Source organism: Cecembia calidifontis (genome assembly GCF_004216715.1).
GTDB classification, from domain to species: domain Bacteria; phylum Bacteroidota; class Bacteroidia; order Cytophagales; family Cyclobacteriaceae; genus Cecembia_A; species Cecembia_A calidifontis.
Genome location: NZ_SGXG01000001.1, coordinates 817,167 through 841,281, shown reverse-complemented (window position 1 = coordinate 841,281; position 24,115 = coordinate 817,167). Strand labels below are relative to the sequence as shown.

Below are 24,115 nucleotides of genomic sequence, written 5' to 3'. Positions count from 1 at the left end.
GATGATCAGCATTAGGAAGTTGTTTAAGGAATATGTGGATAAATTGGCCGGGCTCTATCCCTTGGAGGAAGCTGAAAGCTTGGTGATCTGGCTTTTTGAAGAATTTCTCGGGAAAAAGAGAATGGACATCATCCGGGATGAACAGATAGAAAAACTTCCCGAAGCACTGCAGGATGCACTGGATCAACTGCTTAAAGGCAAGCCAATCCAATACATTCTGGGCACTGCTCCATTTTATGGCAGGGAATTCGAAGTAAGTCCTGCAGTTTTGATACCTAGGAATGAAACAGAGGAGTTGGTGCACCTGATCATCAAAGAAAACCCAGGGGAGGGATTGCGGATTCTGGATATCGGAACAGGTTCGGGTTGTATTCCTATCACCTTATCCCGTGAAATGAACCATCCCCAGGTATTTGCAGTGGACATCAGCCCTGAGGCCTTGGAGATGGCCAAAAGAAATGCATTTGTCCATCATGCTGCTGTGGATTTCCGCTTACTGGATATCTTGAAGGAAGATATTCCATTTGAAAACCTGGATATAGTGGTCAGCAATCCCCCTTATGTAAGGTATTCAGAAAAGGAAAAAATGCATCAAAATGTGCTGGAATATGAACCCCATTTGGCCCTTTTTGTCTTCGATGAGGATCCATTGCTTTTTTATCGGGAGATTGCGTTAAAGGCAGGAAAGGTATTGAAGCAGGGCGGTAAACTTTACTTTGAAATCAATGAAGCTTTGGGGCTAGATACCCAAAAACTCATGGAGAGCCTGGGCTATTCCCAAGTCAGGGTGTTGAAAGACCTGAATGACAGGGAGAGGATGGTAGTGGGACTTTGGATTGCTTAATTCCAAATTAAAGATTTAGCTTTTTGGGGTCTTTGTAGTTAGATCTAAAGCTGACTACTTCAAGGTAATCTTGGTTAATCCTGTAATAAATGCTTGTTTGTTTGCTGAAAACACATTTTCAGAGGTCCTTTCTCCTATTTGAAACTTTATACATTTCAGGATTTTGGCAAATGAGACTTTGCGTTTTTTCAATTTTTTCAAAAACCTCTTTGGCCTTGCCATGACCAAACTTTTGAATAATATATTCCAACAATTCAATTTCTTCGTCCCTTGCTCGTAAAGAATATCTAATTTTCAAAGGCACTTTTAAAAGTTAAAACGGTTCTTGATTTCATCTCGGACAGATTGGTGAGAAACATAATTGCCTTTATCAAGCTGATCCAACCCCTCCTCAATAGCTTTTTGCTCATCTTCACTTAATTCTTCCCAAAAATCAACGTCTACCTCAATATTTAGGAGCTTTTTGATTGCGTTCAGGACCTTTTCATCCTCCGTATTGATTATTTCTGTTATGATTCTATATTTTAGAGAGATGTCCATTTTTTAATATCCAATATCGATGATATAAAAATAACAATTTTTTAGGAAGTTCAGGTTCCGTTTTTGAATAGGTTAAGGAAATGTGTTAAAAAACTCTCCAATCCAAAACAGTCCATTAGAATGAAACCAGGTGTTTCCTTCCGGAAGGGTTATCCTGTTATCGGAGTGGATTTTCAGAACTTGGATTCCTTCCTCATTTTTGACTTCTATTAAACTACCTTCGGGAGCGAGGAGCTGTATATCACAAGCAGTAAACCATTTTTTAAAGTTTCCATTTTTGACCGGAAAGTACCTCACCGGACCATCCCAGATCACCAAATCTATGAATTCCAACATAGGCTCCAATTCAGAGACTTTTTGGTGGTCAAAGCCGACGATATTGGCTGCCCCATGCTTGGAGGCAATGAGGTATTGAAGGGCCTCTTCCAGGTAATTTTTATGTTGCACGCCAAGAAATCTTACCGGGTATTGTTCTTCCAGCAGCTTGTAATGGGATCTTTGGAATTCCAGATCAGCAAGTATAATGTCAATTTTGATGCCCCATGAAATAACCGTGTACACCTCCTCCTGGGCTACCAAAACGGTGGGCACCCATTCCAAGAGCGGCGCGATCAAATCAAAGGGAACCCCATTGGTATTTAAGATTACCAGAGCGGGTTCCTGTTGTTCTTTGACAAAATGATGTGAGGACATGCTGCAAATTTATGGATTCTCTTATTTCACAAATAAAACCCCAATCCCTGCTTCCTGGAGCAATTTGTTGTAAGCCGGGATAGCATTCCCCATCAGGTTTGAACCTTGGGCTTTCAGTTCTGCCCATTGAGCTGAAAGTTCTGCATGTCTTTTTCTGGATCCTTGGCTGACCCTTGGAATTGGACTCTCTGTTTGATTGATCAAGAAAAGGTAATTGGCCGTAAATTTATTGGGGAAGTTTTCCACATCATCATAAGCTTTTGATTTGCGCTGCACCATATCCTCATCCCAAGATTGCAGAGATGTCAGGAGTTTTTGTCCTTCCTCATAGAGGGATTTCCTGTCTGCATCTTCCTTGATACGTCCCAGAAAAGCACTGAGTTGGCTTTGGTAATCCATGAGGGTGTTGACCATGTGGTGCATTTCAGTCAGTTCGGTTTCCATTTGCATCATGAAGGCATGGTATTCCGCATACTGTTCGGGGCTGGTTTCAAACAAAGGATTGTCCAGTACCCTGGCAGTAGTCGAGGACTCTCCTGCGCTGGATTTTAGGTGGATACTGTAAGTTCCCGGCACCACTTTATGGCCTTTATAACTCCCTTCGATAAAGGCAACAGGAATACCCGGAAGTGTTGGATAGCGCATGTCCCAAACTAACCGGTTCAGTCCTTTTTTCACTGTCATTACCGGATCAGGGGAAGGGCCACCGTCATAGTTTTTGAAATCGGGATCTGCTTTGCTGCTGAATTTTCTGACCAATTGCCCTTTTTCATCCCGGATCTCCATTTCTAAACTCAGGTCTTCTTTTATGTTGTCCGGTAGATGGTAATAGATGACCACTCCATTGGCAGGATTGACTCCTTCCAAGGCATCAGTTCCTGTAGCCGAATTGCTGTTCATTGCCGAATACCAATGACCGATGATGGCATCATCCGGTGTATAGAGGATGGGCTTATCCACTGTTTTTTTCAACTCCCTGACCACATTGAGGTCATCCAAAATCCAATAGGATCTTCCTGCGGTAGCTACTACCAGGTCATTGTGGGCAATCTTCAGGTCCGTAATGGGTGTGACCGGCATGTTCAACTGAAAAGGCTCCCAATTGGCTCCGTCATTTTTGGAAATGTAAATACCCGTTTCGGTTCCGGCAAAAAGTAAACCCCTCACCTTGGGGTCTTCCCTAACTACCCTGGTAAATGCCCCATAAGGAATACCCCTGCTGATGTTGGTCCAGGTTTTTCCGTAATCGGAGGTTTTGTAAATGGCGGGGGTATAATCGTTGAATTTATAGCGCGTAGTGGCAATATAGGCAGTTCCTGGATGATGAGGGGAAACTTCAATGGCATTCACAAGGGTCTCAGGCAGTCCTTTAGGTGTTACATTGATCCATGTATTCCCTCCATCGCGTGTAAGGTGAACCAGTCCATCATCACTTCCGGCCCAGAAAACTCCTTTCTCATGTGGAGATTCAATAAGATAGGCAATAGTACCATAATTTTCCGCACCCACGGCTTCATTGGTGTAAGGGCCACCGCCTTTTCCCTGCTTTTCTTTTTCATTCTTGGTGAGGTCAGGGGAAATCACATCCCAGGTGTTGCCCATGTCCCTTGTCCTCAGGACGTATTGCGCAGCGTGATAATAAGTACCCGGTTCATGCTGCGACCAGATGATAGGGGCATTCCAGTTGAAGCGGTACTTCATGTCACTGGTTTCCCTGCCCAGGTATAGGATGGGCTCAATCATGATGTTGGTGGAGGCCTGTGATTTGGTGTCCAACACTTCAATGGTGCCCAAGTAACTTCCTCCCAATACATAGCGTGGGTCGTCCGGGTCAAAGGCCAAAAAGGCAGATTCCCCTCCGGCAGAGTAATTCCAGTGTTCCTGGGTAATTCCGCCCCTTCCCAGCGCAAGGCTATTGATGACCACGGAGGTATTGTCCTGCTGGCCTCCATAGATCCTGTAAGGGAATTGATTGTCGGTATTGATGCGATAAAACTGGGCGGTAGGCATATTGTCCTGCCTGGACCAATTTTGTGCAAAATCAAAACTGATGGCTGCCCCTCCGTCATCTGCAATGACCAGGTTTTTGGAATTTTGTGGATTGATCCACATATCATGGTAATCCCCATGGGCGTCAGCCAATACTTCCCAGTTTTTTCCGCCGTCTATGGAGCGCAGGGCCGGAGCACTCAGCACATAAACTGTATTTTCTGCATTGGGATCCGGGAATACCTCAATGTAATACCAGGCACGCTGAACTAGGCGGTTGTCACTACTGACTTTGCTCCAGCTATCCCCACCATCTTCTGAGACAAACAATCCTCCCAACCCTTTGTCAGAATCGCTTTCTATCAGGGCATAGACTTTGTCAGAATTGGCACGGGATACTGCAACTGCCATCTTGCCCATTTCCTTGGGTAAGCCGTTTTGCAGTTTTTTCCAGGTTTTGCCACCATCCGTGGACTTGTAAAGTCCACTTCCATCACCACCCGAAATCACCTTCCAGGGTAAGCGCTGATGCTCCCACATGGCTGCATATAGGACATCCGGAAAGTTCATGTCCATGGACAGTTCTGCTGCACCGCTCAAGCTGTTCACAAAAAGTACTCGCTCCCAGGTTTCTCCTCCGTTGGTAGATTTGTATACCCCCCTTTCCTCATTTGGTCCATGCAGTGCCCCTTGGGCAGCTACATAGACAATCTCCGGATTTTCGGGATGAATGATGATGCGGGAAATGTGCTGCGTTTTTTCCAGCCCCATCTTTTTCCATGTCTTACCTGCATCTGTGGATTTATAAACACCATCCCCATAGGAAGTCATCACGCCTCGTGGTGCATGCTCTCCCATTCCAACAAATACGATTCTGGGATGACTTTCTGATACTGCAATGGCACCCACCGAACCGGTTGTAAAAAATCCATCAGAGATATTTTCCCATTTTTGGCCGGCATCTGTGGTTTTCCAAACCCCTCCTCCCGTAGTACCCATGTAATAGGTCATCGGATCTCCGACCACACCACTAACGGCCACGGAACGCCCCCCACGAAAAGGTCCAATGTTTCGGTATTTGATTGGATTAGAGGCATCAAAAAGGTCTTGTGCCATTACCTGAAATCCGAGGAGGACCAGGAAAATACTCAGGATTTTTTTCATGTTTTGCTGGTGGTTTTTGAAAACTGATCAATTTAATAAACCGGCGCTTAATTTGGACAATTCCTTTGAAATTATTGGTTGGAATCAAATAAAAACCCCGAAGGAAAGCGATTCCTTCGGGGTTGCTGAAATCATCATTTAGCCTAAGCGGAGGGTTTTTCATCCTCGGGTGCAACCCAAGGCATTGAAAAGTTTAACCACTAAAAGCTTATTGATCTATTTCACTTTTTTGCTTTTACTTTTAACTTCATTCTAAAGCCTTCACAATCTGTGCGGATCCCTTCCGAAATCCGACTTCCATTTATCGGTTCCTCCTCGCCCGCTTCATCGGATTGTCTCCTGCTGAAGCTCCGCGAACACCTCCTGCACCTTTGAAAAGCTCAAACCTACTTGGTACAAATTGTCTTGGCCAGTAATTGTTGGCTTCATCGATGTCAGCGGTCTCTCTGTAAGGGTCCAATAGGATGCTTGCCACTTCTTTTTTCTTGGCAAATACCTTGGTTACCTCCCATTCATTCAGTCTCCAGATTTCGGCAGGAATTCTTTCTACCTCAGAGGTTCCGTCTTTGTAGTTGAATTGGATGATCAAAGGCATCACCAGACCTCCAACGTTTCTGAACTTCAATTCATAGAAATTCAATCCACTGTTCAAGAGTTCTTTTTCCTTTGGAGTTAGAGAAGCCATGAAGTTTTTGTAAGCCTGCTCATCTTCGGGAGTTACAGTAAAAGGATTATAGGAATTGTAGAAATCACGGGTAGCCGGATCAGCTTCTACCACGGTCTGAGGGATATCCTTTTTGTTGTAATCCATGGAGATGTGGTATGCTTCCCTTTCCGCCTCTTTTTTCTGGTCTGCTTTTTTCTCCGCCGGAGTACGGTTGTCCATTTTATACCATTTCACCTCTTCCAGGGAAATATCCACAGGGTCGGTACCGAAGAACCAACCTCTCCAGAACCAGTCCAAATCTACTCCTGAGGCATCCTCCATGGTTCTGAAGAAATCTTCAGGGGTTGGGTGTTTGAACATCCACCTTTGAGAATATTCTTTGAAGGCAAAGTCAAAGAGTTCTCTTCCCATGATGGTTTCACGCAGGATGTTCAGGGCAGTGGCCGGTTTGGCATAGGCATTTGGGCCAAACTGGATGATATTTTCAGAGTTGGTCATGATAGGTTCCAAAAGGTGCCTTTCGCTGGCCATATAAGGTGCGATTTTGTGGGCAGGCCCTCTTCTGGAAGGATAATTTCTGTCCCACTCCTGTTCTGCCAGGTACTGAAGGAAGGTATTAAGACCTTCATCCATCCAGGACCACTGACGCTCGTCAGAGTTGACAATCATTGGGAAGAAATTGTGACCTACTTCATGGATGATTACAGAGATCATCCCGTACTTGATGGCATCGGAATAAGTTCCATCCTCATCCGGTCTTCCATAATTGAAGCAGATCATCGGATATTCCATGCCGTTGGTAGCCTCTACAGAGATGGCAACCGGATAGGGATAATCAAATGTTCTGGCGGAGTAGGATTTGATGGTATGGGCTACCACCCTGGTAGAGTATTGTTCCCACAGCGGATTGGCCTCCTTGGCATAGTAAGACATGGCCATCACATCATTGCCACCTTGTTTTACTGCCATGGCATCCCAGATGAATTTTCTGGAAGAAGTCCAGGCAAAGTCTCTCACGTTTTCAGCGTGGAATATCCAGGTCTTTTTGGCTTTGGATTTTTGTTTTTCAAGTCTTTCAGCTTCTTCCTGTGTACGGATGATGACAGGCTTGTCATAAGATTTTTTTGCCTGTTCCCAACGTTGAAGCTCTGTGGGGCTTAATACTTCCTGTGGGTTTTGCAGGACTCCTGTAGCACCTACCATATGGTCAGCAGGCACAGTGATTTTTACCTTGTAATCCCCAAACGTAAGGGCAAATTCCCCTCTTCCTACAAACTGCTTGTGCTGCCAGCCTTCGAAATCGGAGTACACGGCCATTCTTGGAAACCATTCTGCCATGGTGTAGAGGTAATTGCCGTCTTTAGGGAAATATTCATAACCTGGTCTTCCACCAATGAAGCTCATCCTGTCATGGATATTAAAGCTCCAGTCCACGGTAAATTCAATTTGCTGTCCAGGCATCAAAGGTTGTGGCAAGTCCACGCGCATCATGGTCTGTACGATGGTCACGGGAATGTCTTTGCCGGATAGGTCTTTTACGGAATGGATTTTATAGCCAAGATCCAAATCATGCCAAAGAATGGTCTCAATCTGTCGCAGATTCATTCTTGGGTTGATCTTGCTTTCCGCAATTTTTGGGGTGTTGGAATCTTTGGCCCTTTCATTTTGGTCCAATTGGATCCAAAGGTATTTCAATGGATCGGGAGAGTTGTTGTAATAGGTGATTTTTTGCCAACCTTTGATGGATTGGTTGTCATCATTCAATTCCACCTCGATCTCATGGTCGGCCTTTTGCTGCCAGTACATATGGCCCGGAGCACCTGAAGCTGTTCTGTACACATTGGGAGAGCGAAGCATCGGTCCCAACTGCTCAAAACGCTCGGCATGATTCTGCTCAGACCACTGTGCTGCTGCCGGAAGGCTGAATAGCACGGTTCCTAAGAGGAGGGTTAGGGTCAGTAGTTTTTTCATAAGCGGTTTTTATAGTACCCTTTGGTACTTTTATGGATAATAAGTGATTTTTTTACCAAAATTTCGTGTCAATCATCATCATAATGGACATGCCCATGACAATGGAGGAAATGACCAATGCCCAGTCCCTTCTGTTTACCCCGATAATGCCATTGAGGATACCTGCCGCAGTCATGAAGATGGCTACGATAACAAGTTGTCCTACTTCGAGCCCGATATTGAATGCCAAAAGCGGTTCAAAAAGCGAAGCTTCCTTACCCAAAAGGGATCGCAGGTAATTCGAGAAACCCAGTCCATGGATCAGTCCAAAGAAGAGGGCAAAGAGGTAATTGATCTGAAGACCTTTGCCTGTACTTGGTTTGGGTTTTAAGATATTGCTCAGGGCGGTGATGCCAATGGTGACAGGAATCAGGAATTCTACCAGGTCGGTATCTACTTTGATCAGGTTCAGAGTGGCCAGGGCCAAGGTCAGGGAATGACCCACTGTAAAGGCAGTGACCAGGATGATGATTTTTTTCCAGTCCCTCAGGATGTAAATGGCACAGAGTGCCACCACAAAGAGAATATGATCAAAACCATCCAGATCCAAGATATGCTGGATACCCAATTGAAAATACAGTTGAAACTGTCCCATTTACTCTTCTAAGCTATTTAATCCCGATTAATTTTTAGGGTTGCGTATTTAATCTCTAATTTGCAAAGAAAACAAATTACCCGTATACCTATGCAATTGAATTATATTTTCATGCTCTTTTTGGGATGGAAGGTGTTTTTTCACCCATTCTATATCAGCCTGACCGAAATTAGGTACAATCCCAACAACAAAAGCCTGGAAATAGCCCAAAAAATCTTCTGGGATGACCTGGAAGTAGCCTTGGGAGATATCCACAAAACCAAGGTTGATTTTCTAAAGCCTTCAGACAAAAAAGCGCTGGAGGAAATGGCCAAAGCTTACCTTTTGGATAAGAATGAAATACGGGTCAATGGGCAAAATGTGAAGATCAATTACCTGGGTTTTGAAATAGAAGATGAAGCTGCCTGGTTTTATCTCGAGGCAGAAAAAGTGCCCTTGCCCAAAACTGTGGAGGTGTACAATGCAGTGTTATTGCAGCACTTTGAAGGGCAGCAAAATATTGTGAATTTCTATCTGGACAAAAAGCCCAAAAGTCTGATTCTTACCAAAGGTAAGGAAAGTGGGGTGTTGAGGTTTTGAAAGTCGGATTTCGGAATTCGGAAGTTGGAAGGGAGATTTCGGTAACCTTAAAAAAATTAAGGATTTGGAAATATAGCATTTCCGAAAATTAGACCAAGAAATCTAAATTTTTTAAAACCACCACAGTAACAAACCAAATTTATCCACACCCTAACTCTTTGGCAAGAGAAACCTGAGTTCATCTCGATTCATCGGTGGTTAAATTATTCCCTTAATTCTCGATTCAATTTTTAGCATCTCACTTCTTTTTTCACTTTTTCATCACCGTGCCGCATTTTTTGCAGGTGGTGTTCTCCGGGTTTTTCCAGAAGCGCTCCATGATCGGAGGCAATTGGTTTACGATATCAGTAATCTCATGGTATTCTTCATATAACTTATTGCCGCATTTTTCGCAGTGCCAAATAAAGCCATCTTTCTCTCCTTCCCTTCGGTAGCGCTCCATCACGAGGCCTATGGTATTTGCCGGCCTACGGGGTGAATGGGGTGTTCGAGCAGGCAATAAAAACATATCTCCTTCTTTGATCTCAATATCTTTGACCTCGCCATCTTCTACAATTTTGAGAATGATATCGCCTTCCACCTGATAGAAAAACTCCTCACCTTCATTGTAATGGAAGTCTTTTCGGGAATTGGGTCCGCCCACTACCATCACGATAAAATCATCATTGCCCTTGTATATGACCTGATTGCCGATAGGAGGCTTGAGCAAGTGACGGTTTTCCTCTATCCATTTTTTAAAGTTGATGGGTTTGGCGATCGGCATAAGTGTTTTGATTAAATATGGTTTTCGGTTTCAAATCTAAAATTATCAAAAAAACTCTCATTTTTTTGGTTTCTTTGGGAATTCAAATTCAAAGTCATGGCATTTCCCATCATCGATACGCACTGTGATATCCTTTCTTACCTGGCCAAAACGCCCAATGCTTCCCCTGAAAAATCAGAGGACATTGCCTGTGCCATTCCACTGCTCCAAAAAGGACAGGTGAAAATGCAGGTCTGTGCCATTTATACCGATGTCAAAGCAGGTAGTATGGAATTGGCCGTACGACAGGCATTCAAGTACAGGGTAATGCTCCTTACCCATTCGCACGAACTGGTACAGGCCGATGCCGAATTTCTGAAATCCATAGACCTGAATTCCAAGATAGGGATGGTGGCAGCCATTGAAAACGCGGCCGGGCTTGCGGATGAAAAGGCACCGATCCAACAAGCCTATGAACAATTGGATAAATTGATCCATATGACCGGAAGGATTGCCTATATCAGCCTGACCCACCATACCGAAAATAGGTTTGGCGGTGGAAATTATACCGAAGGTATTGGCCTCAAGGAAGATGGAAAAAGGATTTTGGATTATATCTCCGGGAAAAAAATTGCCATAGACCTGTCCCATACTTCCGATCTCTTGGCGGAAGGAATTCTCAAATACATAGATGGGCAAAAACTCAACATTCCCGTCATTGCCAGCCATTCCAATTTCAGAAGCAAGTGGAACCACAGGCGCAACCTTAGTGATGAATTTGCCAAGGAAATCATACAGAGGGACGGTATCATCGGTATCAATTTCCTAAGGGCGTTTTTGGATACCGAGAGGCCGGAAAGGATTTTTGAGCATATCCTCTATGGCTTTAAGATGGGGGCAGAAGAACAAATGTGTTTTGGCGCTGATTTTTTCTACACCAAAGACTTTCCGGATCCGAGCAGGCATCCCTTTTACTTTCCTATTGTGGAAAATGCTTCAAAATACCCTTCCATTTTGGAAAAACTTTCAGAAAGCCTGAGCAGGGAACAATTGGAAAAACTGGCCTATAAAAACTGCCAACGCTTTTTTGGAAAGGTTTGGGAGTCTTAAACCCGAATGATGCAAGAGGCTTGGTTTCACGCAGCGGGCGCAAAGAAGACGCAACCGTCGCAACGGGAAATTTTTCTGCTCCTTATTAGGAATTTTCAGGTTTAACGGTAGTCCACCCTGACATTGGCACCGGAGGTTTCGAAAACTACCGGAATTCCGCCACCATTGATGGTTCCTTTTACCAGGGTTTTTCTGCTTTCCCCTTCAAATTTCTGGTGTTGGCTGACCACTATGCTTCCTTTGAACAGTACGCTCATTCCCAGACCTTGGGGCAAGGAAGCCTCAATGGCTCCACCCTTGGAGGCCAAATGCACACTTTCCAGAGGTTCGCGGAAACTGGCACGGATACTTCCCCCTGCTGTTTCGGCAGTGATTTTTCCGCTCATGTCAAACAGGTTCAGGCTTCCCCCGGCGGATTTTACATCAAGATTTCCTGAAAAATTCTCGAGCCTGACCGAACCCCCCATGGAACTTAGGTTCAGATCTCCGGTAAAGTTATCCATCAGGATGCTCCCACCCAGTGTTTCTCCCTGGATTTTTCCTTTTCCCTGTATGACGCGTACACTTCCTCCATTGCTTTGGATTTGTTGGTTGCCTTCCAAGCCCGCTAAGGTGACAGCGCCACCGGCACTCAGAATGTTGGAAGACATGCCTGTTGGCGTCTGTATTTTGATCAAAAGCACAATATTGTCCCGGGACATTTTGATTCCGGTTCTTTTCGCCTGTTCTACACGAAGACTGACTTTTTCCCCCTCTTGTCGCATATCAAATTCCAAATCCTCCAGTTTTTTCCTGAGTTGGGCGTCATTAGGGCTGAGCACCTTATTGTCTCTCAAGGCAAAAACCTCAATCAAAACCCTGTCTTCTGACCAAGAAGCAATATTGACACTGAGTCCCCCTGTCTCCAGCTTAAGTTCTTTTATCCCTGAAGCATTAAAATCTTTCGAAAGAAAAGGTTTTTCTTCTTGCCATGCCAAGACCAGAGAAGGAAGAAGAAACGCCAGGAAAATTACAAAAGACTTCATGTTTAGGATTTTACTTTATAAGGAATAATTACGGAATGAGAAAAGAACTGTTTTTTTCCAAGCTAATTTAAGGGAGGCTTTTTGTTTTAACCTTGAAGTTCACGAGGTTTTTTTAATATGGGGCTTAGGCTTCTCGGAATTTACATTTCGGGAAAGGATTCTGAGGATTTTTGGACCACTGATAACAGGATGTTAACATTAAGACTTGGTCAAAAGGTTTTAACTACAGATAAGCAGGATGAATTAGGTTTTTTGTGATCAGTCATTTATTTTTTACCGCAGAGAACTCAAGGGTTTTCGCAGTATCGCAAAGTTTTCCACAATGGACTTTGTGCCTCAGCGCCTTTGTGGCTGACTCGATATTTATCGTAAATTGCTAATAAATCAGAAATCCTTATGGACCTCAATGAACTCAACAAGCAACTGGAAAAATTCATAGATGAACAAAACAAGCGGTCTGTTCCTGAATTTGAAGGTTATTCTCCGGAAATGATGAATATCTTGATATCGGACCCTTTTGGGCCCCAAAGTCCCATTCAGCTCCAAAGGTTGACTTCTGACGCCTACAGGCAAATACCCTTGCTGAATCAGGTCAAATACCTTTGTGGATTAATTGAGAAAGCCGGTGCGATTAAACTGACTTCCAAAGGTTACCTCCCCACCAAGGTGGTGTCTGAATTGTATGGGCAGGGTTTTATGGAAGATGAATTAATAGAGTCTGGCCTATACAAGTTGTATAAGGAGACAGATGCCAATTCCGTCCACCTGACGAGGATTTTGATTGAATTAAGCGGTTTGGGCAAAAAGAGACTGGGAAAACTTAGTCTTACCAAAAAAGGAGAGAAGTTGCAGAAGGATGATTTTGAACTGCTGCTGCTTTTATTGAAAACATTTGTCAATAAGTTCAATTGGGGGTATTTTGATGGTTATGAAGTTGGGCCAATAGGTCCCTTGGGTTTTGGGTTCAGTCTGATATTATTATCCAAATATGGAGATAAAGAAAGGCTGGATAATTTTTATGCCGACAAATATTTCAGAGCTTTTCCTGCATTGTTAGATGGACTAAATCCTGGTTGGTCAACCCTATCTTCCTATTCCAAACGCTGTTATTCCTTAAGGACATTTGACAGGTGTTTGGAGCATTTTGGGTTGGTAGCTGTCCGGAAGGAAGGCTCAATCATTGATTCCACCAATTATATCAAGAAGACGGAGTTAATGGATCAGTTGGTGAGGGTAGTTCAATAAGAATGAAAAAAGAGCCAAATCTTGCCCCAAATTCAGCAACAATAACATTGAAACTTTGGAATGGGAGGGATAAAAAATCCCATTTACCAATGTTTGGGATTACAAACTTCAACAGCTTGGTATAAACATTTTTTTTCCGCAGAGAACTCAAGGGTTTTCGCAGAATTGCAAAGTTTTCCACAATGCAATTTGTGCCTTAACGCCTTTGTGGCTATTAATAATAAATCACCAAAGGACTACCTATCAAGATTTTGCGCCTTTCCGTCTTTGCGCGAAACCTTGATTTTTCCGACAATTTGTGACAATTAATTTTTTAATCAGTTCATTTTTCGAATTTTTGGTAAAGGATGCAAAATGAACATTTATGGAAAAGCAGCAACATTGTCCGATATGTCAACAGGAGGTAGATTATTCCTCCAGGTACCCCAAGTACATCTGTGGAACTTGCATGGACCTTATCACCGATGCCGAAGGAAGGCCTTTGGCCTTTTACAACACCACCATCTTCGGTCAGGGCTGTCAGGGGGAGTATAAAGATACGGGAGAGCCCTATTCTGGAGATAGATGCTATGTAAAAGGCATCCCCTGCAAAGCTGAAGAGCATAGGTTTGGCGGGATTGTGGTGCAGGTGGTTTAAAAAGCTTTTAACAATGGAGAAGAAGGATAAGATCTATGAACTGATGTTTAACCCATTAGAAGATGACGCGTTTTTTAAGGCACTAGAAATTCAGTATGGCAAAACAGTTCCACTTTATCATGCAACGGATTTATCATCCTATGAAAAGATTAAAGAGGAAGGTTTGGTATTGAAGGAAGGCAAGAATTACTTGCATTGGGGTTATTCTGGCCAACTTTATTTTCAAATAGGTAAGTCTGATTATTTAGATAGTTTTCGTTGTGTTTTATTGAAATATGAAGCCCCGATTGATTGGTTAGCTCAATTTGGATTTGCGGATATGGATAATGTAACTGTGATAGATGATGATTTGGAAAAATATGGAGTTGATCTTGAGCAGATTACTTCATCAATGAGAGATTTTCTTAAGTATTACATTTGGAATGATTTTAAGATTGAGGGGATGGAGATTGCGATTATGGATTTAGATTTGGTTGGTATTGGGGAGATTTTTCCGGAAAGGATTCTTTGAGTTTTATTTTATAAACCTTGTTTCGTAATGATGCTCCAAAAATTTTTTATCTGGTAAATATCTGCTAGGTAAAATTATTTTTTTGTTTCGGTGTTGACTAAAAAAGTAAATGTTAGCTTCTGTTTTTTCCATTTCTGAAATTTTGTTTGAAATTAAAATATTGTAGTTAGGGTCTATTGTTATTAGTCCAAGTTCATAAGCTTTATCATGTAAATAATTTAGACATAAACCGTTACTTGGGTTCATCCTATTTTTTTCATCAAAACTCCAAGGAACAATGTGACCTGCAACCAATAGACTTGGTATATTGATTCCTGTAATGCAGCAAGTGTTTTTATAAGATGCCAATATTGTTTTTCTAAAGAAATTTTGATTTACTCGTGTTTTGACAATTTGTTCTCTTACTAAACCTTCTATTGGTAGTTCCGAGATATCGATCTCATTTAAAACCTCAATAGGTTTTTTTTCAAGACTTGCTCTCAGCTTTTCACTTTCAAAAGCAACTTCTTCAAAATTGCCGTAGAATTCATTCCAAATTTGCTGATCAAGCTTGCTTGTATTTTTTAACCCACCTACTCCTCGTTCCTGTAAACTGGGGTCAAAACTCCCAAAGTTTCCAAGTTTAAATACAATAGAACAGGGAGTTCTTCCGAGTAACTTAGCCAATTTTATGACCTCTGGATTTCCTGATGAATTTTTCCAAATTCGAGCTTCCAATAAAGGTTTATTCCTAAAATTAATTCTTCACGAGTCCAAGGTTTCTGTCCTTTTTTCATTGAAATGGAATCAGGTTAATGTCGTAAAATCTAATTATTGACTGTTTATTACAAGCTTAACTATAAATATATTTTTAGTGGATATTTTTGAAAAGATTTTATTTCCAAGAATAGCCAATAAATCCCAAATGAACAAAATCATTCCCGTCACCATCGAATACATTTCTTCTTCAAGAACCATTGAAATCTTAAACTTGGTGAGTGTTGAAGAAAGCAAACATGTTTATGTTTACAACTATGAGGGAAAGCATTTTAGGGTTTTTGAAAGTTTGGTTGACTTGATCCAGTTTTTTGAAATTGGAAAGGAACCCATTGCCTCTTTCGAGACTGAAAGTGATTTGAAGGAATATTTGGATAAGTTGCCGATTGGGGATTGGAAAAGGCCTTTGAATCTAAAATTAAATTATCTATATCGGGACGGAGCAAATTACAAGCAGTTCGGTTCGGTTGTTTTTGCAAATTCTAATTTTTTTACCCTTCGAAAAGCATCAGAAAAGTTAAGAAAGAAATTGATTTCCAATGAGTTTTTTGTTCCGGAAGATTGTGGCTTGCCTAGATTACAGTATCATCCTTTTGATCCTGAGATTGACCATGACTATCACGAATTTGAAAATTTTGAATGGACGGTTGTAGAAGTTACTGATAGTCGAAAAGTAGAGGAGTTTTTAGAAGAGGTTAAAAGGAAAGATGAAGTATAAAGAAAATTGAAAGCATCAGCCTTGTTCTAAATCTTAACTATCCAATATATCCACCACCCTTTTCACACAGCTCCCCAACTCCTTCTTCACTTCAAAATCCCAGAACCGCAGTACGGTCCAGCCTTTTGACTGATAGTATTGATTGATCTCGCGGTCGCGCTGCCTGTTCCTTTCTATTTTGGGAATCCAGAAGTCCCGGTTGGATTTGATGGTTTCTTTTTTCCCAGTCATGTCCATGCCAGAAGGAACCGTCCACAAAAATCACCAGCTTATATTTGATCAGGCTGATGTCAGGCTTGCCGGGGAGTTTTTGTTTGTTGCTCCTGTACCTCACTCCCGCATGCCAAAGGGCTTTCCGGAGCAGTTTTTCAGGTTGAGTATTCTTGCCTTTGATCTGGGACATGTTGAAAGACCGCTGAGGGGTAGTATAAAACCCCTCTGCCTCCGAAAAGCGGGGTACCTTAATCTTTGGTTCGCTATAGGGTTTGGGTTTTTTGTCCACAGGAAGGGAGTTGTCTTTTTCCTATAAAAGTCGAAAAATTTAATCAAAAAACTTCCTGCCTTGGCGTCTTTGTGGCACAATCAATTTTGCATAAAAAAGCACTTATTCTCTATAATTCAGTATATTGGATATCATAAACTCCAATTTAGCAAATAATTGTCCGATTTAGAACAAAATAAGATTCTGTACCCTTCAAAACCACAGCTTATGAAAAAATATACCGTCCTACTGTTCATGGCCTTGCTGGGGGGACTACTGTTCTCCTGTGAAGTCAAAGAATCCCGCTCCAAAGGGGAGCAAGTCCAAGAGGAAAGACCTTTGCAGCCTTTTTCCAGACTCAGGGTATCTGGAATTATCAACCTTTATATTTCTCAAGGTGACTCGGAGTCTCTCCGTATGGAAGGGGATCAAAAATTGATAGATGAGCTCAGGGTGGAGCAACGGGGCAACCTGCTTTCCATCAGTCTCAAAGAAGGACAAAAATCCTGGGGAAAGAATGAAAAAATCGAAGTTTATCTGCAGCTGAAGGACCTGAGCGAACTGGAATTTGAAGGGGCAGGGCAGATCAAGACCAGCAGCATGCTGGACCTGGATGAACTCCTGATTACCGGAAAAGGTGTGGGCAATATCGTGTTGGAACTGGAAGCTGAATTGGTGGAAGCAAGACTCAATTTTGTGGGAAATATGGAGCTCAAAGGCTTTTCCAGAGAGCTCCTCATCGAAAACGAGGGCGTTGGGAACATTGATGCTTCCCAATTGATCTGCCAAAAAGTGGAACTTGCCAGTTCAGGTATAGGGGTGATATCTGTACATGCCGAAGAAGAACTGATCATGAATGTCAGTGGCATAGGTGCTGTCAACTATACCGGTAACCCCAAGCAGGTGACAGAGAATGTTAGCGGGTTGGGGAAGGTGAATCGGAATTAAAAAGGAGAGATTAGAAGCAAGAAACAAGAGGCAAGAGACAAGAAATAAGAAGCAAGTAATTCGGGACGGGACAAAGAAATACTGGCGAAAAAATCATAAAGAAGTTAAGGGTGTAAGGGGTTCATTAATAATTGGGTCGGATGCATGAAAAATGCCAAAGGCCTGAACGGCCACCTTTTAATAGCTCTTGATAAAAAGGAATGTTAATGATAATCAATGGCCTAAAAGGCCCATTTGAAGGGGGATAGAATTCAAGTCAACTGGAAAAAGATGATAACGCCATTATTTAAAAAACTGAACTTCAAAAACCATTCGCAGATCCTTGTAATCAATAGTCCTGAGTCTTTTGAAAGTGAGTTGGAGCAAATGGCTCCCAAAACCCAAATTTCTAAATCATTGGAAGGCGTTGATAACCTGCAGTTTGTCATGGTTTTTGTCAAAACCCTCCATGAAATAGAGAGCAGCATTGCGGCCATTTACCCAAAACTGGAAGGGGATGCAGTGCTGTGGTACTGCTACCCAAAAGCCTCCTCCAAAAAATACAGTTGCGAATTCAACAGGGATACGGGCTGGTCAGCTATGGGTAACCATAACCTGGAAGGTGTAAGACAGGTGGCCATAGATGAAGATTGGAGTGCATTACGTTTCCGGAAAGTGGAGTTTATCAAAAATATGACCCGAAGGGAATCTATGAAATTGTCTAAAGGAGAAGCAAAGTAAAGTTGGCCAAAACAACGCCCATAATTTCAAAAAAAAGCACCCAAAAGACCTTTTGAGGTCTAATGGATGCTGGGTCGGAGAAAAAAATAACAATTTATGCGCTCAATTGCTTCTCGGGTACCCTGTTCAGCAAAGGCTTGAGCAGTTTTTCCCACTTTTTGATCAGCACTGGTTCTGTATCCAATGAAGAGAACTTTTCCCCATCATAGAATTCAATAGGGAATGCTGCTTTGTGAATGGGATGAACGATCAGGTTTAGTTCATCTACAATTTTCCTTTTGTTGAATTCATGGTGTTTTTCCTCCATTTTTATACCCTTTACCTGATTCAAGTCCAAGATCAATGGGTCTTGGTCATGGATATTGGATGAGTAAACGAGGATCTTTTTCGTGGGGTCCAAGCCGATAAAATACTGGTTGTTCCAATAATCTTTTACGCTCAGGTTTATGCCTTTGCTTGCTTTTAAGTTTTGGATCAGCTGATCCAGCTTTTTTTCTTTTTGGCTCATTTTTCGGTAATTCCAATAGAATGGAGCGATAAATGCAATGGTTAATACGGCCGAAACGGCCAATGTAGTGATATCTATATCGAACATGTCATTACAGGGTTGTAGGATCCAAATCATGGGTCCTGGTTGAATGTTATAGGTAAGCTTAATTTTCCCTCTCCGGGCAGGATGAAGGGCAGCAATCTTGGTTAGGATTTCCGGTCTTGGGATTTTTGTCAAAAGAAATTAATTACTTCTCGCGGGGATCGTTGCGAATGCGCTGCGTCCGCAGCGTGAAACTACTGACCAATTCCCCCTAAAGTCCCAAAGGAATCTATGATAATGAAGATTGCTGAAGGGCAGGGGTGCGGCTTACCAGAAAAAATGCGTGGGGAATTTCATTTCCCTGACACCAAATGCCAACTCTATCCATTGCTGGTTCCTGTGGCAGGTATTCAAGGATTCGGTCAGGGCATGGATAGCATACCAAGCTCCCGAAAGAAAGGCAACAGCTGTCCAATAGGCTTTGGTCGGAAAGTTAGGTTTTTCCAATCCATCCCATGAGAGCAAAAAATGCGAACTAAATTCCCTTGGAGCCAGTTCGTCACTTTGGGAAGTGGACGCTGTCAGATTGTCATTATAATCCTTAGGAAATAAAGGAAACGTAATGGAAAGGATGACCATCCAAAAGCCCAAGGCTCCGGCCAAGATTCCATGTAAACGTCCTTTTTCCATACTTCTTTTTTGAATAAATATTGTCAAAATCTATACCATAAATTTAGACAAAATGCATCAGTGTTCTTTGTTCTGTTCCTGCAGAAGTCCATTGATGTGCCGGATGTTCTGATCCAGTTCCTGTAAGGATTTTTCCACTTCAGCCAAAAGCTCTTCTTTGCTCAATTCTTCTTCATGCTCCTCAATTTCTTTCAGGTAATTGATGACTGCCATTGCCCTGGTCAATGGTCCTCTGATGGTATGGGACTGATGCCAAATGGTATCCCTAAGTCTCTTGTTTTGCCTTTCGATGCGTTTGACGGCTCTTTCGAGTTTATGGTTAGCTTCTTCGATTTCCTTGGTCCTTTGCTGCACCTTGTATGCGAGCTGTTTCCCAAGTTTCACCTTTAGGGAATAGCTGATGAAGAATATCGCCAATAGAATAATTGTCAGGCAACATAATATCTTAAAAAGCAGGGTTTGGTAAAAGAATGGAAGGACACGGAATTCTAGGCTGTAAATGTCTGCTATTTTTCCTCTATCCAGTTTTTTGACTTCCAAAGTGTAGGTTTTTGGAGGTAAAAGATTGAAGAAAATTTCTTTCCTTTTTCCGAGATAAGTCCAGTCTTCAGACACTTCCTTTATCCTGTAAAAATAGGAACTCTGGTTTTCGTCTTCATAATCAATAATAGAGAAGGTGATAGAAAAATTCCTCGTTCCGGCATCAATTTTTAATCCGTTTTCTATGTTGGAAAATGTATTTCCAAATTTTAGTTGGTCCCAGAAAAACAAAGAATAGGTTTTCCTTTCCCTGAAGGATTCGGGTTGGATGATGCTGATTCCTTCAATGGTTGGTATCCAGATCTGTCCATTGCTCATTATAAATGAGGCTGGAGATACCCTACTATTGGTCTCCAGGTTGCTCATTCCGTGTTTGTCATTGAAGGTTTCTGAAGCCAAAAAGAAATCCTCTTCTCCCTGGTTTTTGAAGCGGCTCAGTTCACTTTCGGGGAATTTCTGTATGCCAAAATTACTGCTGATCCAGAGTTGACCCAAATTGTCCTTGGTGATAGAATATATTCCATTTGCAATAAGGCCATGTTCTTTCCTGATTAAGGAGATCTTTCCATTTTTTCCTGACTTCGACAGTCGTCAGTCCCATTTTTACATAAAGTATTGAAATATAGATCATTATAATTTTCAGATTCTCAATTTGGGTGTCCCGGGGTGGTTTTTTGTACTTTTAGGCATGTTTGTTCGGAGAAAACCCAATAAAAGTGGCAAGATCAGTGTTCAGGTAATTGAGAAGATCAAAGGTAAAAGCAAGGTTGTAAAAACGATCGGAAGCAGTTCTGATCGATCTGAGGTTGAAAGACTTTTTATTCTTGGGGAGGAATGGATAAAAAACCATAAAGGAGCACTTGAAATCCCCTTCAGTGATGAAGAACGGATTGCCGATTCTGTTCTGGAAAGTGTTGAAAACATCACTGTTTCAGGTACCGAGCTGCTTTTGGACAGGATTTTCAATGATATTGGGTTCAGCGCAATCCAAGATGATATCTTCAGGTGGCTGGTATATTCCAGGATCTGTTTTCCTGCCAGCAAGCTTAAAACCTGTGATTACCTGCTCACCTACCACGGCCTCGAATTCCAGGTTCAGGACCTTTACAGGTACATGGACAAGCTTTACAACAACTATAAGGAAACGGTCCAGCTGATCAGCTTTGAACATACCAAGAGAATACTCGGAGGGAGTATCAATATCGTTTTCTATGATGTTACTACGCTTTATTTTGAAGTGGATCATGAAGATGATCTTAGAAAGAGTGGTTTTTCCAAGGAGGGAAAGCATCAAAATCCACAGATTGTTTTGGGTCTGCTGGTTGGACTAGAGGGATATCCTCTGGCTTATGAGATTTTTGAGGGAAACAAGTTTGAAGGGCATACGATGATCCCTGTGATAGAAGCTTTTAGAAAGAAGTATAGCTTACCTGCTCCGATTGTTGTTGCCGATTCAGGTTTACTGTCAAAAAGCAATGTAAAAGAGTTACGGGACAACGGTTACGAGTTTATTCTGGGAGCAAGGCTGAAAGCTTCCCCTGATAAAAGTAAAGAGAGGATATTGGCTTTTGAACTTGAAAACGGCGAGAGCAGGCTGCTGGATTGGGAGGACGGGCTCAGAATGGTTGTCAGTTATTCAGACAGAAGAGCCAAAAAAGACAGGATCAACAGGGAGAAAGGTCTTAAAAAGCTCGAGAAACAGTTAAAATCAGGAAAGCTCAACAAAAGCCACATCAACAACAGGGGCTATAACAAGTATCTTAAAATGGAAGGGGAGGTAAAGATTGCCCTTGATATTGAAAAGTTTGAACAGGATGGGAAATGGGACGGTCTCAAAGGGTATATTACCAACACAAACCTTGACAAAGACGAGGTCATTGAGAATTACAACAACCTTTGGAAAATAGAAAAGGCCTTCAGGATAACCAAAAATGAAATCAAAGTCAGGCCTGTTTTCCATTATAAACAACGCAGGATCGAAGCACATATAAGCATCGCATTCGTCGCTTACAAAGTGTTTAAGGAACTGGAAAGGCAGTAATTGGAAAAAGGACCAAAACTTTCTCCTCAGAAAGCCATAGAAATAGCAAAAGGGATTTACACTGTTGAAATACAGCTCAAATCTTCAGGTAAAAAGCTGAGAAAGACCCTATTTTTGAACGAAAGTCAACAAAAACTCGCAAAAATGTTCGGTTTTTGATTTTGGGTGTCCCAGTGTCGAAGTCAGGGGATTCGGGTTGGATGATGCTGATTCCTTCAATGGTTGGTATCCAGATCTGTCCATTGCTCATTATAAATGAGGCTGGAGATACCCTACTATTGGTCTCCAGGTTGCTCATTCCGTGTTTGTCATTGAAGGTTTCTGAAGCCAAAAAGAAATCCTCTTCTCCCTGGTTTTTGAAGCGGCTCAGTTCACTTTCGGGGAATTTCTGTATGCCAAAATTACTGCTGATCCAGAGTTGACCCAAATTGTCCTTGGTGATAGAATATATTCCATTTGCAATAAGGCCATGTTCTTTCCTGATTAAGGAGATCTTTCCATTTTTTTCCAACATCAAACCACCCTGCGTGCCCAGCCAAAGATCTCCCTCGCTGTCTTCGTAGAAAGTGTATATGATATTTTCACCAGGAACAAGATTTAGCGCTTTGCGCTGTACCACTATTCCGTTCCTGATAATGATATGCCCATAACTTTCAGAACCAAAAACCAAATCACCGTTTTTCAGCAGGTACGAACTGATAAAGTTTACTTTCTTTAAATCATCCGGTAGATTTATTGCCTGGATCTGATTGCTTTTGTCAAGGTAATAAACCCCTCCATGGGCAGCAGAAAACCAAATTTTTCCCGTATTGTCCCTGGTAATCGTATTGATTTGATATCTGGGAAAAGCTTGGCTGAGGTGATAATCTTCGGTGATGGTATTGCTTTTTAGGCCTATCCTGTATAGCCCTTCCCTCGTTCCTACATACATATTTGTTTCATCCCCATATAGGGAAAGAATGCCTTCATGAACCATTCCCTTGGAAGCATCAAAGACCGTGGTTTTTCCTTCAGAGATCCTAAAAACTCCGCTGCTTCTTGTGCCTATCCACACACTTTCGTCATTGGCTTGGAAGATAGGCCGGATATTTTTATTGGATAGCAGGGGGTGTTCAAATTTTTGGATAAGAGACTCTTTGAATACCATTAAGCCCTTGCTTTGTGTTCCAACAAAAAAGTGATTTCCATCTATGAACAGTTTTCGGATCGGGTTTTCGGCAAGTTCAGGAAAATTGAGGTGTTTGACATGTCCGTCTTCGATCAACAGTATTTCGCCCTTTTCTGTACCGGCCCAAATTCTTTCTTCCTTATCAGACCTGAGGCTTCTATAATCAATTCCTGCCAATTCTTTTTCCTTAGTAACCAAGGTAACTGTTCGATCGGACTCCATTTTCCACAAACCGCTCCCTATTGCTCCAAATAAAATATCCTTGCCTGATTGAAATATGTTTTTAACATTATTGGGGCTTTGCGGAAGCCTCTCCAAATTCTCCTTGTTTTTATCGTAAATAAAAAGCCCTGAATCTGTTCCGATCAATAATAAATCGTTGATTGCCAATAAGCTGCTAATAGGATCTTTTCCCAAATTTTTCCACAAGGAAAGGGGAGAAAATGAACCATCATGATACCGGAAAATTTTTCCCTCCTTGGTTCCGATCCAAACATCCCCATTGCGGTCTTCTGACACAGAAGTAAGCCAAGAAGATGCTGTAATGCTATGACAATTGATGACCTTTTTGATGGTTTTGTTGAGCAAAACCAAGCTGAAATCCCCAGTGGCCCAAATTCCTTTACCTGGAACCGGGAAAAAATTATAATAGGAGGTTTCAATGAGTTCAGGGGAGTTGGTAGGCTCAAAAATAACAGTTGAAGATCCGTCAAACCTTGTCAGCCCTTCCTCTGTAGCCAACCAGGTATATCCCATTTGGTCTTTTTCCAGTGCATAAATGGTATTATGCGGAATACCGTTGGTATTGTTCCAGGTGCTTACCGTGAAGTTTTTTGGATTGAATTCCCTTGAAGCCCAAAAATCATCTTCCATGCCAACAAGTGGAATTCCTGCCAACAAGTAAAAAACAAAAAGCACTATAGTCAGCAGTTTTATTTCCTTTTTCGGTCTATTCATTTCCAGGTTTTTTCTCCCACACAGTTTGGCGACAGGGTCTTGGAATTTCCTTTCAGAAATCCCAAATTTCTCCAATTGCCAAGTCCTTCAATAGTCTATTTACAAGTTCTGCTTTTTTCGTTAAGTAAATTTATTTTTCCAGAACCAGATCCTGCAAATAAAAGCGGCGAAAGATACCTAATCATAAATGATGCCGAAAAAGAATTATTTGGA

23 protein-coding genes and 1 pseudogene are annotated in these 24,115 nt (G+C 42.0%); 10 read left to right on the top strand and 14 right to left on the bottom strand.

The annotated features are described in order from the left end of the window. Nucleotide 1: 1 nt before the first annotated feature. The gene (gene prmC, locus BC751_RS03610) at nt 2–844 is read left to right on the top strand and encodes a peptide chain release factor N(5)-glutamine methyltransferase (RefSeq protein ID WP_130274368.1); all 843 of its coding nucleotides are present in this window, start codon (nt 2–4) and stop codon (nt 842–844) included. Nucleotides 845–1,150: 306 nt separating this feature from the next. Here the strand turns inward: prmC and BC751_RS03605 are convergent, their stop codons facing one another. The 5 genes from BC751_RS03605 to BC751_RS03585 form a co-directional block, all read right to left on the bottom strand. Continuing rightward, the gene (locus BC751_RS03605; RefSeq protein ID WP_130274367.1) at nt 1,151–1,384 is read right to left on the bottom strand and encodes a hypothetical protein; all 234 of its coding nucleotides are present in this window, start codon (nt 1,382–1,384) and stop codon (nt 1,151–1,153) included. Between the two features lie 72 nt (nt 1,385–1,456). Continuing rightward, nucleotides 1,457–2,077, bottom strand: a complete 621-nt coding sequence (locus BC751_RS03600) for a thiamine pyrophosphokinase (protein WP_130274366.1) — start codon at nt 2,075–2,077, stop codon at nt 1,457–1,459. A gap of 21 nt (nt 2,078–2,098) precedes the next feature. After that, a complete protein-coding gene (locus BC751_RS03595; RefSeq protein ID WP_130274365.1) occupies nt 2,099–5,230 on the bottom strand; it encodes a WD40/YVTN/BNR-like repeat-containing protein in 3,132 nt (1,043 codons plus the stop codon). 301 nt (nt 5,231–5,531) lie between these two features. After that, nucleotides 5,532–7,868, bottom strand: coding sequence for a M1 family metallopeptidase (locus BC751_RS03590; RefSeq protein ID WP_130274364.1), 2,337 nt, complete (start codon nt 7,866–7,868; stop codon nt 5,532–5,534). A gap of 52 nt (nt 7,869–7,920) precedes the next feature. Then, the gene (locus BC751_RS03585; RefSeq protein WP_130274363.1) at nt 7,921–8,502 is read right to left on the bottom strand and encodes a HupE/UreJ family protein; all 582 of its coding nucleotides are present in this window, start codon (nt 8,500–8,502) and stop codon (nt 7,921–7,923) included. Nucleotides 8,503–8,592: 90 nt separating this feature from the next. Here BC751_RS03585 and BC751_RS03580 point away from each other — a divergent pair, with 90 nt between their 5' ends. Further along, complete coding sequence (locus tag BC751_RS03580; protein WP_130274362.1) at nt 8,593–9,081, top strand: DUF6702 family protein; 489 nt, start codon at nt 8,593–8,595, stop codon at nt 9,079–9,081. A 250-nt stretch (nt 9,082–9,331) separates the two neighbouring features. On the opposite strand, the gene BC751_RS03575 is transcribed toward BC751_RS03580, so the two are convergent. Beyond that, nucleotides 9,332–9,844, bottom strand: a complete 513-nt coding sequence (locus tag BC751_RS03575) for a 3-hydroxyanthranilate 3,4-dioxygenase (protein ID WP_130274361.1) — start codon at nt 9,842–9,844, stop codon at nt 9,332–9,334. Between the two features lie 96 nt (nt 9,845–9,940). Between BC751_RS03575 and BC751_RS03570 the strand changes: the two genes are divergently transcribed. Further along, a complete protein-coding gene (locus tag BC751_RS03570) occupies nt 9,941–10,933 on the top strand; it encodes a dipeptidase (protein ID WP_130274360.1) in 993 nt (330 codons plus the stop codon). 101 nt (nt 10,934–11,034) lie between these two features. Here BC751_RS03570 and BC751_RS03565 read toward each other — a convergent pair whose 3' ends face one another. Then, nucleotides 11,035–11,958, bottom strand: a complete 924-nt coding sequence (locus BC751_RS03565) for a DUF4097 family beta strand repeat-containing protein (protein WP_130274359.1) — start codon at nt 11,956–11,958, stop codon at nt 11,035–11,037. Nucleotides 11,959–12,354: 396 nt separating this feature from the next. Between BC751_RS03565 and BC751_RS03560 the strand changes: the two genes are divergently transcribed. The 3 genes from BC751_RS03560 (at nt 12,355) to BC751_RS03550 (ending at nt 14,351) form a co-directional block, all read left to right on the top strand. Then, nucleotides 12,355–13,203 (top strand): hypothetical protein, encoded by an 849-nt coding sequence (locus tag BC751_RS03560; protein ID WP_130274358.1) that lies wholly within the window; start codon nt 12,355–12,357, stop codon nt 13,201–13,203. A gap of 364 nt (nt 13,204–13,567) precedes the next feature. Next, a complete protein-coding gene (locus tag BC751_RS03555) occupies nt 13,568–13,840 on the top strand; it encodes a hypothetical protein (RefSeq protein ID WP_130274357.1) in 273 nt (90 codons plus the stop codon). 13 nt (nt 13,841–13,853) lie between these two features. Then, nucleotides 13,854–14,351: a hypothetical protein gene (locus BC751_RS03550; protein WP_130274356.1), complete on the top strand. Its 498-nt coding sequence runs from the start codon at nt 13,854–13,856 to the stop codon at nt 14,349–14,351. 3 nt (nt 14,352–14,354) lie between these two features. Here BC751_RS03550 and BC751_RS03545 read toward each other — a convergent pair whose 3' ends face one another. After that, nucleotides 14,355–15,068 carry an HNH endonuclease gene (locus tag BC751_RS03545; RefSeq protein WP_242617353.1) on the bottom strand — a complete coding sequence of 238 codons (714 nt, stop codon included), beginning with the start codon at nt 15,066–15,068 and terminating at the stop codon, nt 14,355–14,357. A gap of 187 nt (nt 15,069–15,255) precedes the next feature. Between BC751_RS03545 and BC751_RS22225 the strand changes: the two genes are divergently transcribed. Next, complete coding sequence (locus BC751_RS22225; RefSeq protein ID WP_242617352.1) at nt 15,256–15,825, top strand: hypothetical protein; 570 nt, start codon at nt 15,256–15,258, stop codon at nt 15,823–15,825. Nucleotides 15,826–15,858: 33 nt separating this feature from the next. Here BC751_RS22225 and BC751_RS22220 read toward each other — a convergent pair whose 3' ends face one another. Both BC751_RS22220 and BC751_RS03530 read right to left on the bottom strand, forming a co-directional pair. Further along, the gene (locus BC751_RS22220; RefSeq protein WP_242617567.1) at nt 15,859–15,936 is read right to left on the bottom strand and encodes a hypothetical protein; all 78 of its coding nucleotides are present in this window, start codon (nt 15,934–15,936) and stop codon (nt 15,859–15,861) included. Then, the gene (locus tag BC751_RS03530; protein WP_242617351.1) at nt 15,917–16,327 is read right to left on the bottom strand and encodes a very short patch repair endonuclease; all 411 of its coding nucleotides are present in this window, start codon (nt 16,325–16,327) and stop codon (nt 15,917–15,919) included. Before BC751_RS03530 ends, BC751_RS22220 begins: the two co-directional genes overlap by 20 nt. A gap of 207 nt (nt 16,328–16,534) precedes the next feature. Here BC751_RS03530 and BC751_RS03525 point away from each other — a divergent pair, with 207 nt between their 5' ends. Continuing rightward, a complete protein-coding gene (locus tag BC751_RS03525; protein WP_130274355.1) occupies nt 16,535–17,254 on the top strand; it encodes a head GIN domain-containing protein in 720 nt (239 codons plus the stop codon). Between the two features lie 270 nt (nt 17,255–17,524). After that, nucleotides 17,525–17,974, top strand: a complete 450-nt coding sequence (locus BC751_RS03520; RefSeq protein WP_130274354.1) for a hypothetical protein — start codon at nt 17,525–17,527, stop codon at nt 17,972–17,974. A gap of 94 nt (nt 17,975–18,068) precedes the next feature. On the opposite strand, the gene BC751_RS03515 is transcribed toward BC751_RS03520, so the two are convergent. The 3 genes from BC751_RS03515 to BC751_RS03505 form a co-directional block, all read right to left on the bottom strand. Then, on the bottom strand, nt 18,069–18,599 hold the full coding sequence (locus tag BC751_RS03515) for a hypothetical protein (RefSeq protein WP_165389786.1): 531 nt from the start codon (nt 18,597–18,599) through the stop codon (nt 18,069–18,071). Nucleotides 18,600–18,833: 234 nt separating this feature from the next. After that, nucleotides 18,834–19,196 (bottom strand): hypothetical protein, encoded by a 363-nt coding sequence (locus tag BC751_RS03510; protein WP_130274352.1) that lies wholly within the window; start codon nt 19,194–19,196, stop codon nt 18,834–18,836. A gap of 57 nt (nt 19,197–19,253) precedes the next feature. Further along, entirely contained in the window at nt 19,254–20,231 is a 978-nt protein-coding gene (locus tag BC751_RS03505) for a triple tyrosine motif-containing protein (RefSeq protein ID WP_130274351.1), read from the bottom strand. 193 nt (nt 20,232–20,424) lie between these two features. On the opposite strand from BC751_RS03505, the pseudogene BC751_RS03500 reads away from it, so the two are divergent. Further along, a pseudogene (locus tag BC751_RS03500) lies at nt 20,425–21,936 on the top strand (IS1634 family transposase). Here BC751_RS03500 and BC751_RS03495 read toward each other — a convergent pair. After that, nucleotides 21,854–23,902, bottom strand: a complete 2,049-nt coding sequence (locus tag BC751_RS03495; RefSeq protein WP_130274350.1) for a ligand-binding sensor domain-containing protein — start codon at nt 23,900–23,902, stop codon at nt 21,854–21,856. The pseudogene BC751_RS03500 and the gene BC751_RS03495 sit on opposite strands and share 83 nt — an antisense overlap. Nucleotides 23,903–24,115: the final 213 nt, after the last annotated feature.

What these genes read in the sequence shown, in the direction of transcription:
- BC751_RS03605 (WP_130274367.1), bottom strand. Translation starts at nt 1,384, where the DNA reads ATGGACATCTCTCTAAAATATAGAATCATAACAGAAATAATCAATACG.
- BC751_RS03520 (WP_130274354.1), top strand. Translation starts at nt 17,525, where the DNA reads ATGATAACGCCATTATTTAAAAAACTGAACTTCAAAAACCATTCGCAG.
- BC751_RS03515 (WP_165389786.1), bottom strand. Translation starts at nt 18,599, where the DNA reads ATGATTTGGATCCTACAACCCTGTAATGACATGTTCGATATAGATATC.
- BC751_RS03580 (WP_130274362.1), top strand. Translation starts at nt 8,593, where the DNA reads ATGCAATTGAATTATATTTTCATGCTCTTTTTGGGATGGAAGGTGTTT.
- BC751_RS03585 (WP_130274363.1), bottom strand. Translation starts at nt 8,502, where the DNA reads ATGGGACAGTTTCAACTGTATTTTCAATTGGGTATCCAGCATATCTTG.
- BC751_RS03495 (WP_130274350.1), bottom strand. Translation starts at nt 23,902, where the DNA reads ATGAATAGACCGAAAAAGGAAATAAAACTGCTGACTATAGTGCTTTTT.
- BC751_RS03595 (WP_130274365.1), bottom strand. Translation starts at nt 5,230, where the DNA reads ATGAAAAAAATCCTGAGTATTTTCCTGGTCCTCCTCGGATTTCAGGTA.
- BC751_RS03555 (WP_130274357.1), top strand. Translation starts at nt 13,568, where the DNA reads ATGGAAAAGCAGCAACATTGTCCGATATGTCAACAGGAGGTAGATTAT.
- prmC (WP_130274368.1), top strand. Translation starts at nt 2, where the DNA reads ATGATCAGCATTAGGAAGTTGTTTAAGGAATATGTGGATAAATTGGCC.
- BC751_RS03550 (WP_130274356.1), top strand. Translation starts at nt 13,854, where the DNA reads ATGGAGAAGAAGGATAAGATCTATGAACTGATGTTTAACCCATTAGAA.
- BC751_RS03565 (WP_130274359.1), bottom strand. Translation starts at nt 11,958, where the DNA reads ATGAAGTCTTTTGTAATTTTCCTGGCGTTTCTTCTTCCTTCTCTGGTC.
- BC751_RS03600 (WP_130274366.1), bottom strand. Translation starts at nt 2,077, where the DNA reads ATGTCCTCACATCATTTTGTCAAAGAACAACAGGAACCCGCTCTGGTA.
- BC751_RS03525 (WP_130274355.1), top strand. Translation starts at nt 16,535, where the DNA reads ATGAAAAAATATACCGTCCTACTGTTCATGGCCTTGCTGGGGGGACTA.
- BC751_RS03510 (WP_130274352.1), bottom strand. Translation starts at nt 19,196, where the DNA reads ATGGAAAAAGGACGTTTACATGGAATCTTGGCCGGAGCCTTGGGCTTT.
- BC751_RS03560 (WP_130274358.1), top strand. Translation starts at nt 12,355, where the DNA reads ATGGACCTCAATGAACTCAACAAGCAACTGGAAAAATTCATAGATGAA.
- BC751_RS03590 (WP_130274364.1), bottom strand. Translation starts at nt 7,868, where the DNA reads ATGAAAAAACTACTGACCCTAACCCTCCTCTTAGGAACCGTGCTATTC.
- BC751_RS03575 (WP_130274361.1), bottom strand. Translation starts at nt 9,844, where the DNA reads ATGCCGATCGCCAAACCCATCAACTTTAAAAAATGGATAGAGGAAAAC.
- BC751_RS03570 (WP_130274360.1), top strand. Translation starts at nt 9,941, where the DNA reads ATGGCATTTCCCATCATCGATACGCACTGTGATATCCTTTCTTACCTG.
- BC751_RS22225 (WP_242617352.1), top strand. Translation starts at nt 15,256, where the DNA reads ATGAACAAAATCATTCCCGTCACCATCGAATACATTTCTTCTTCAAGA.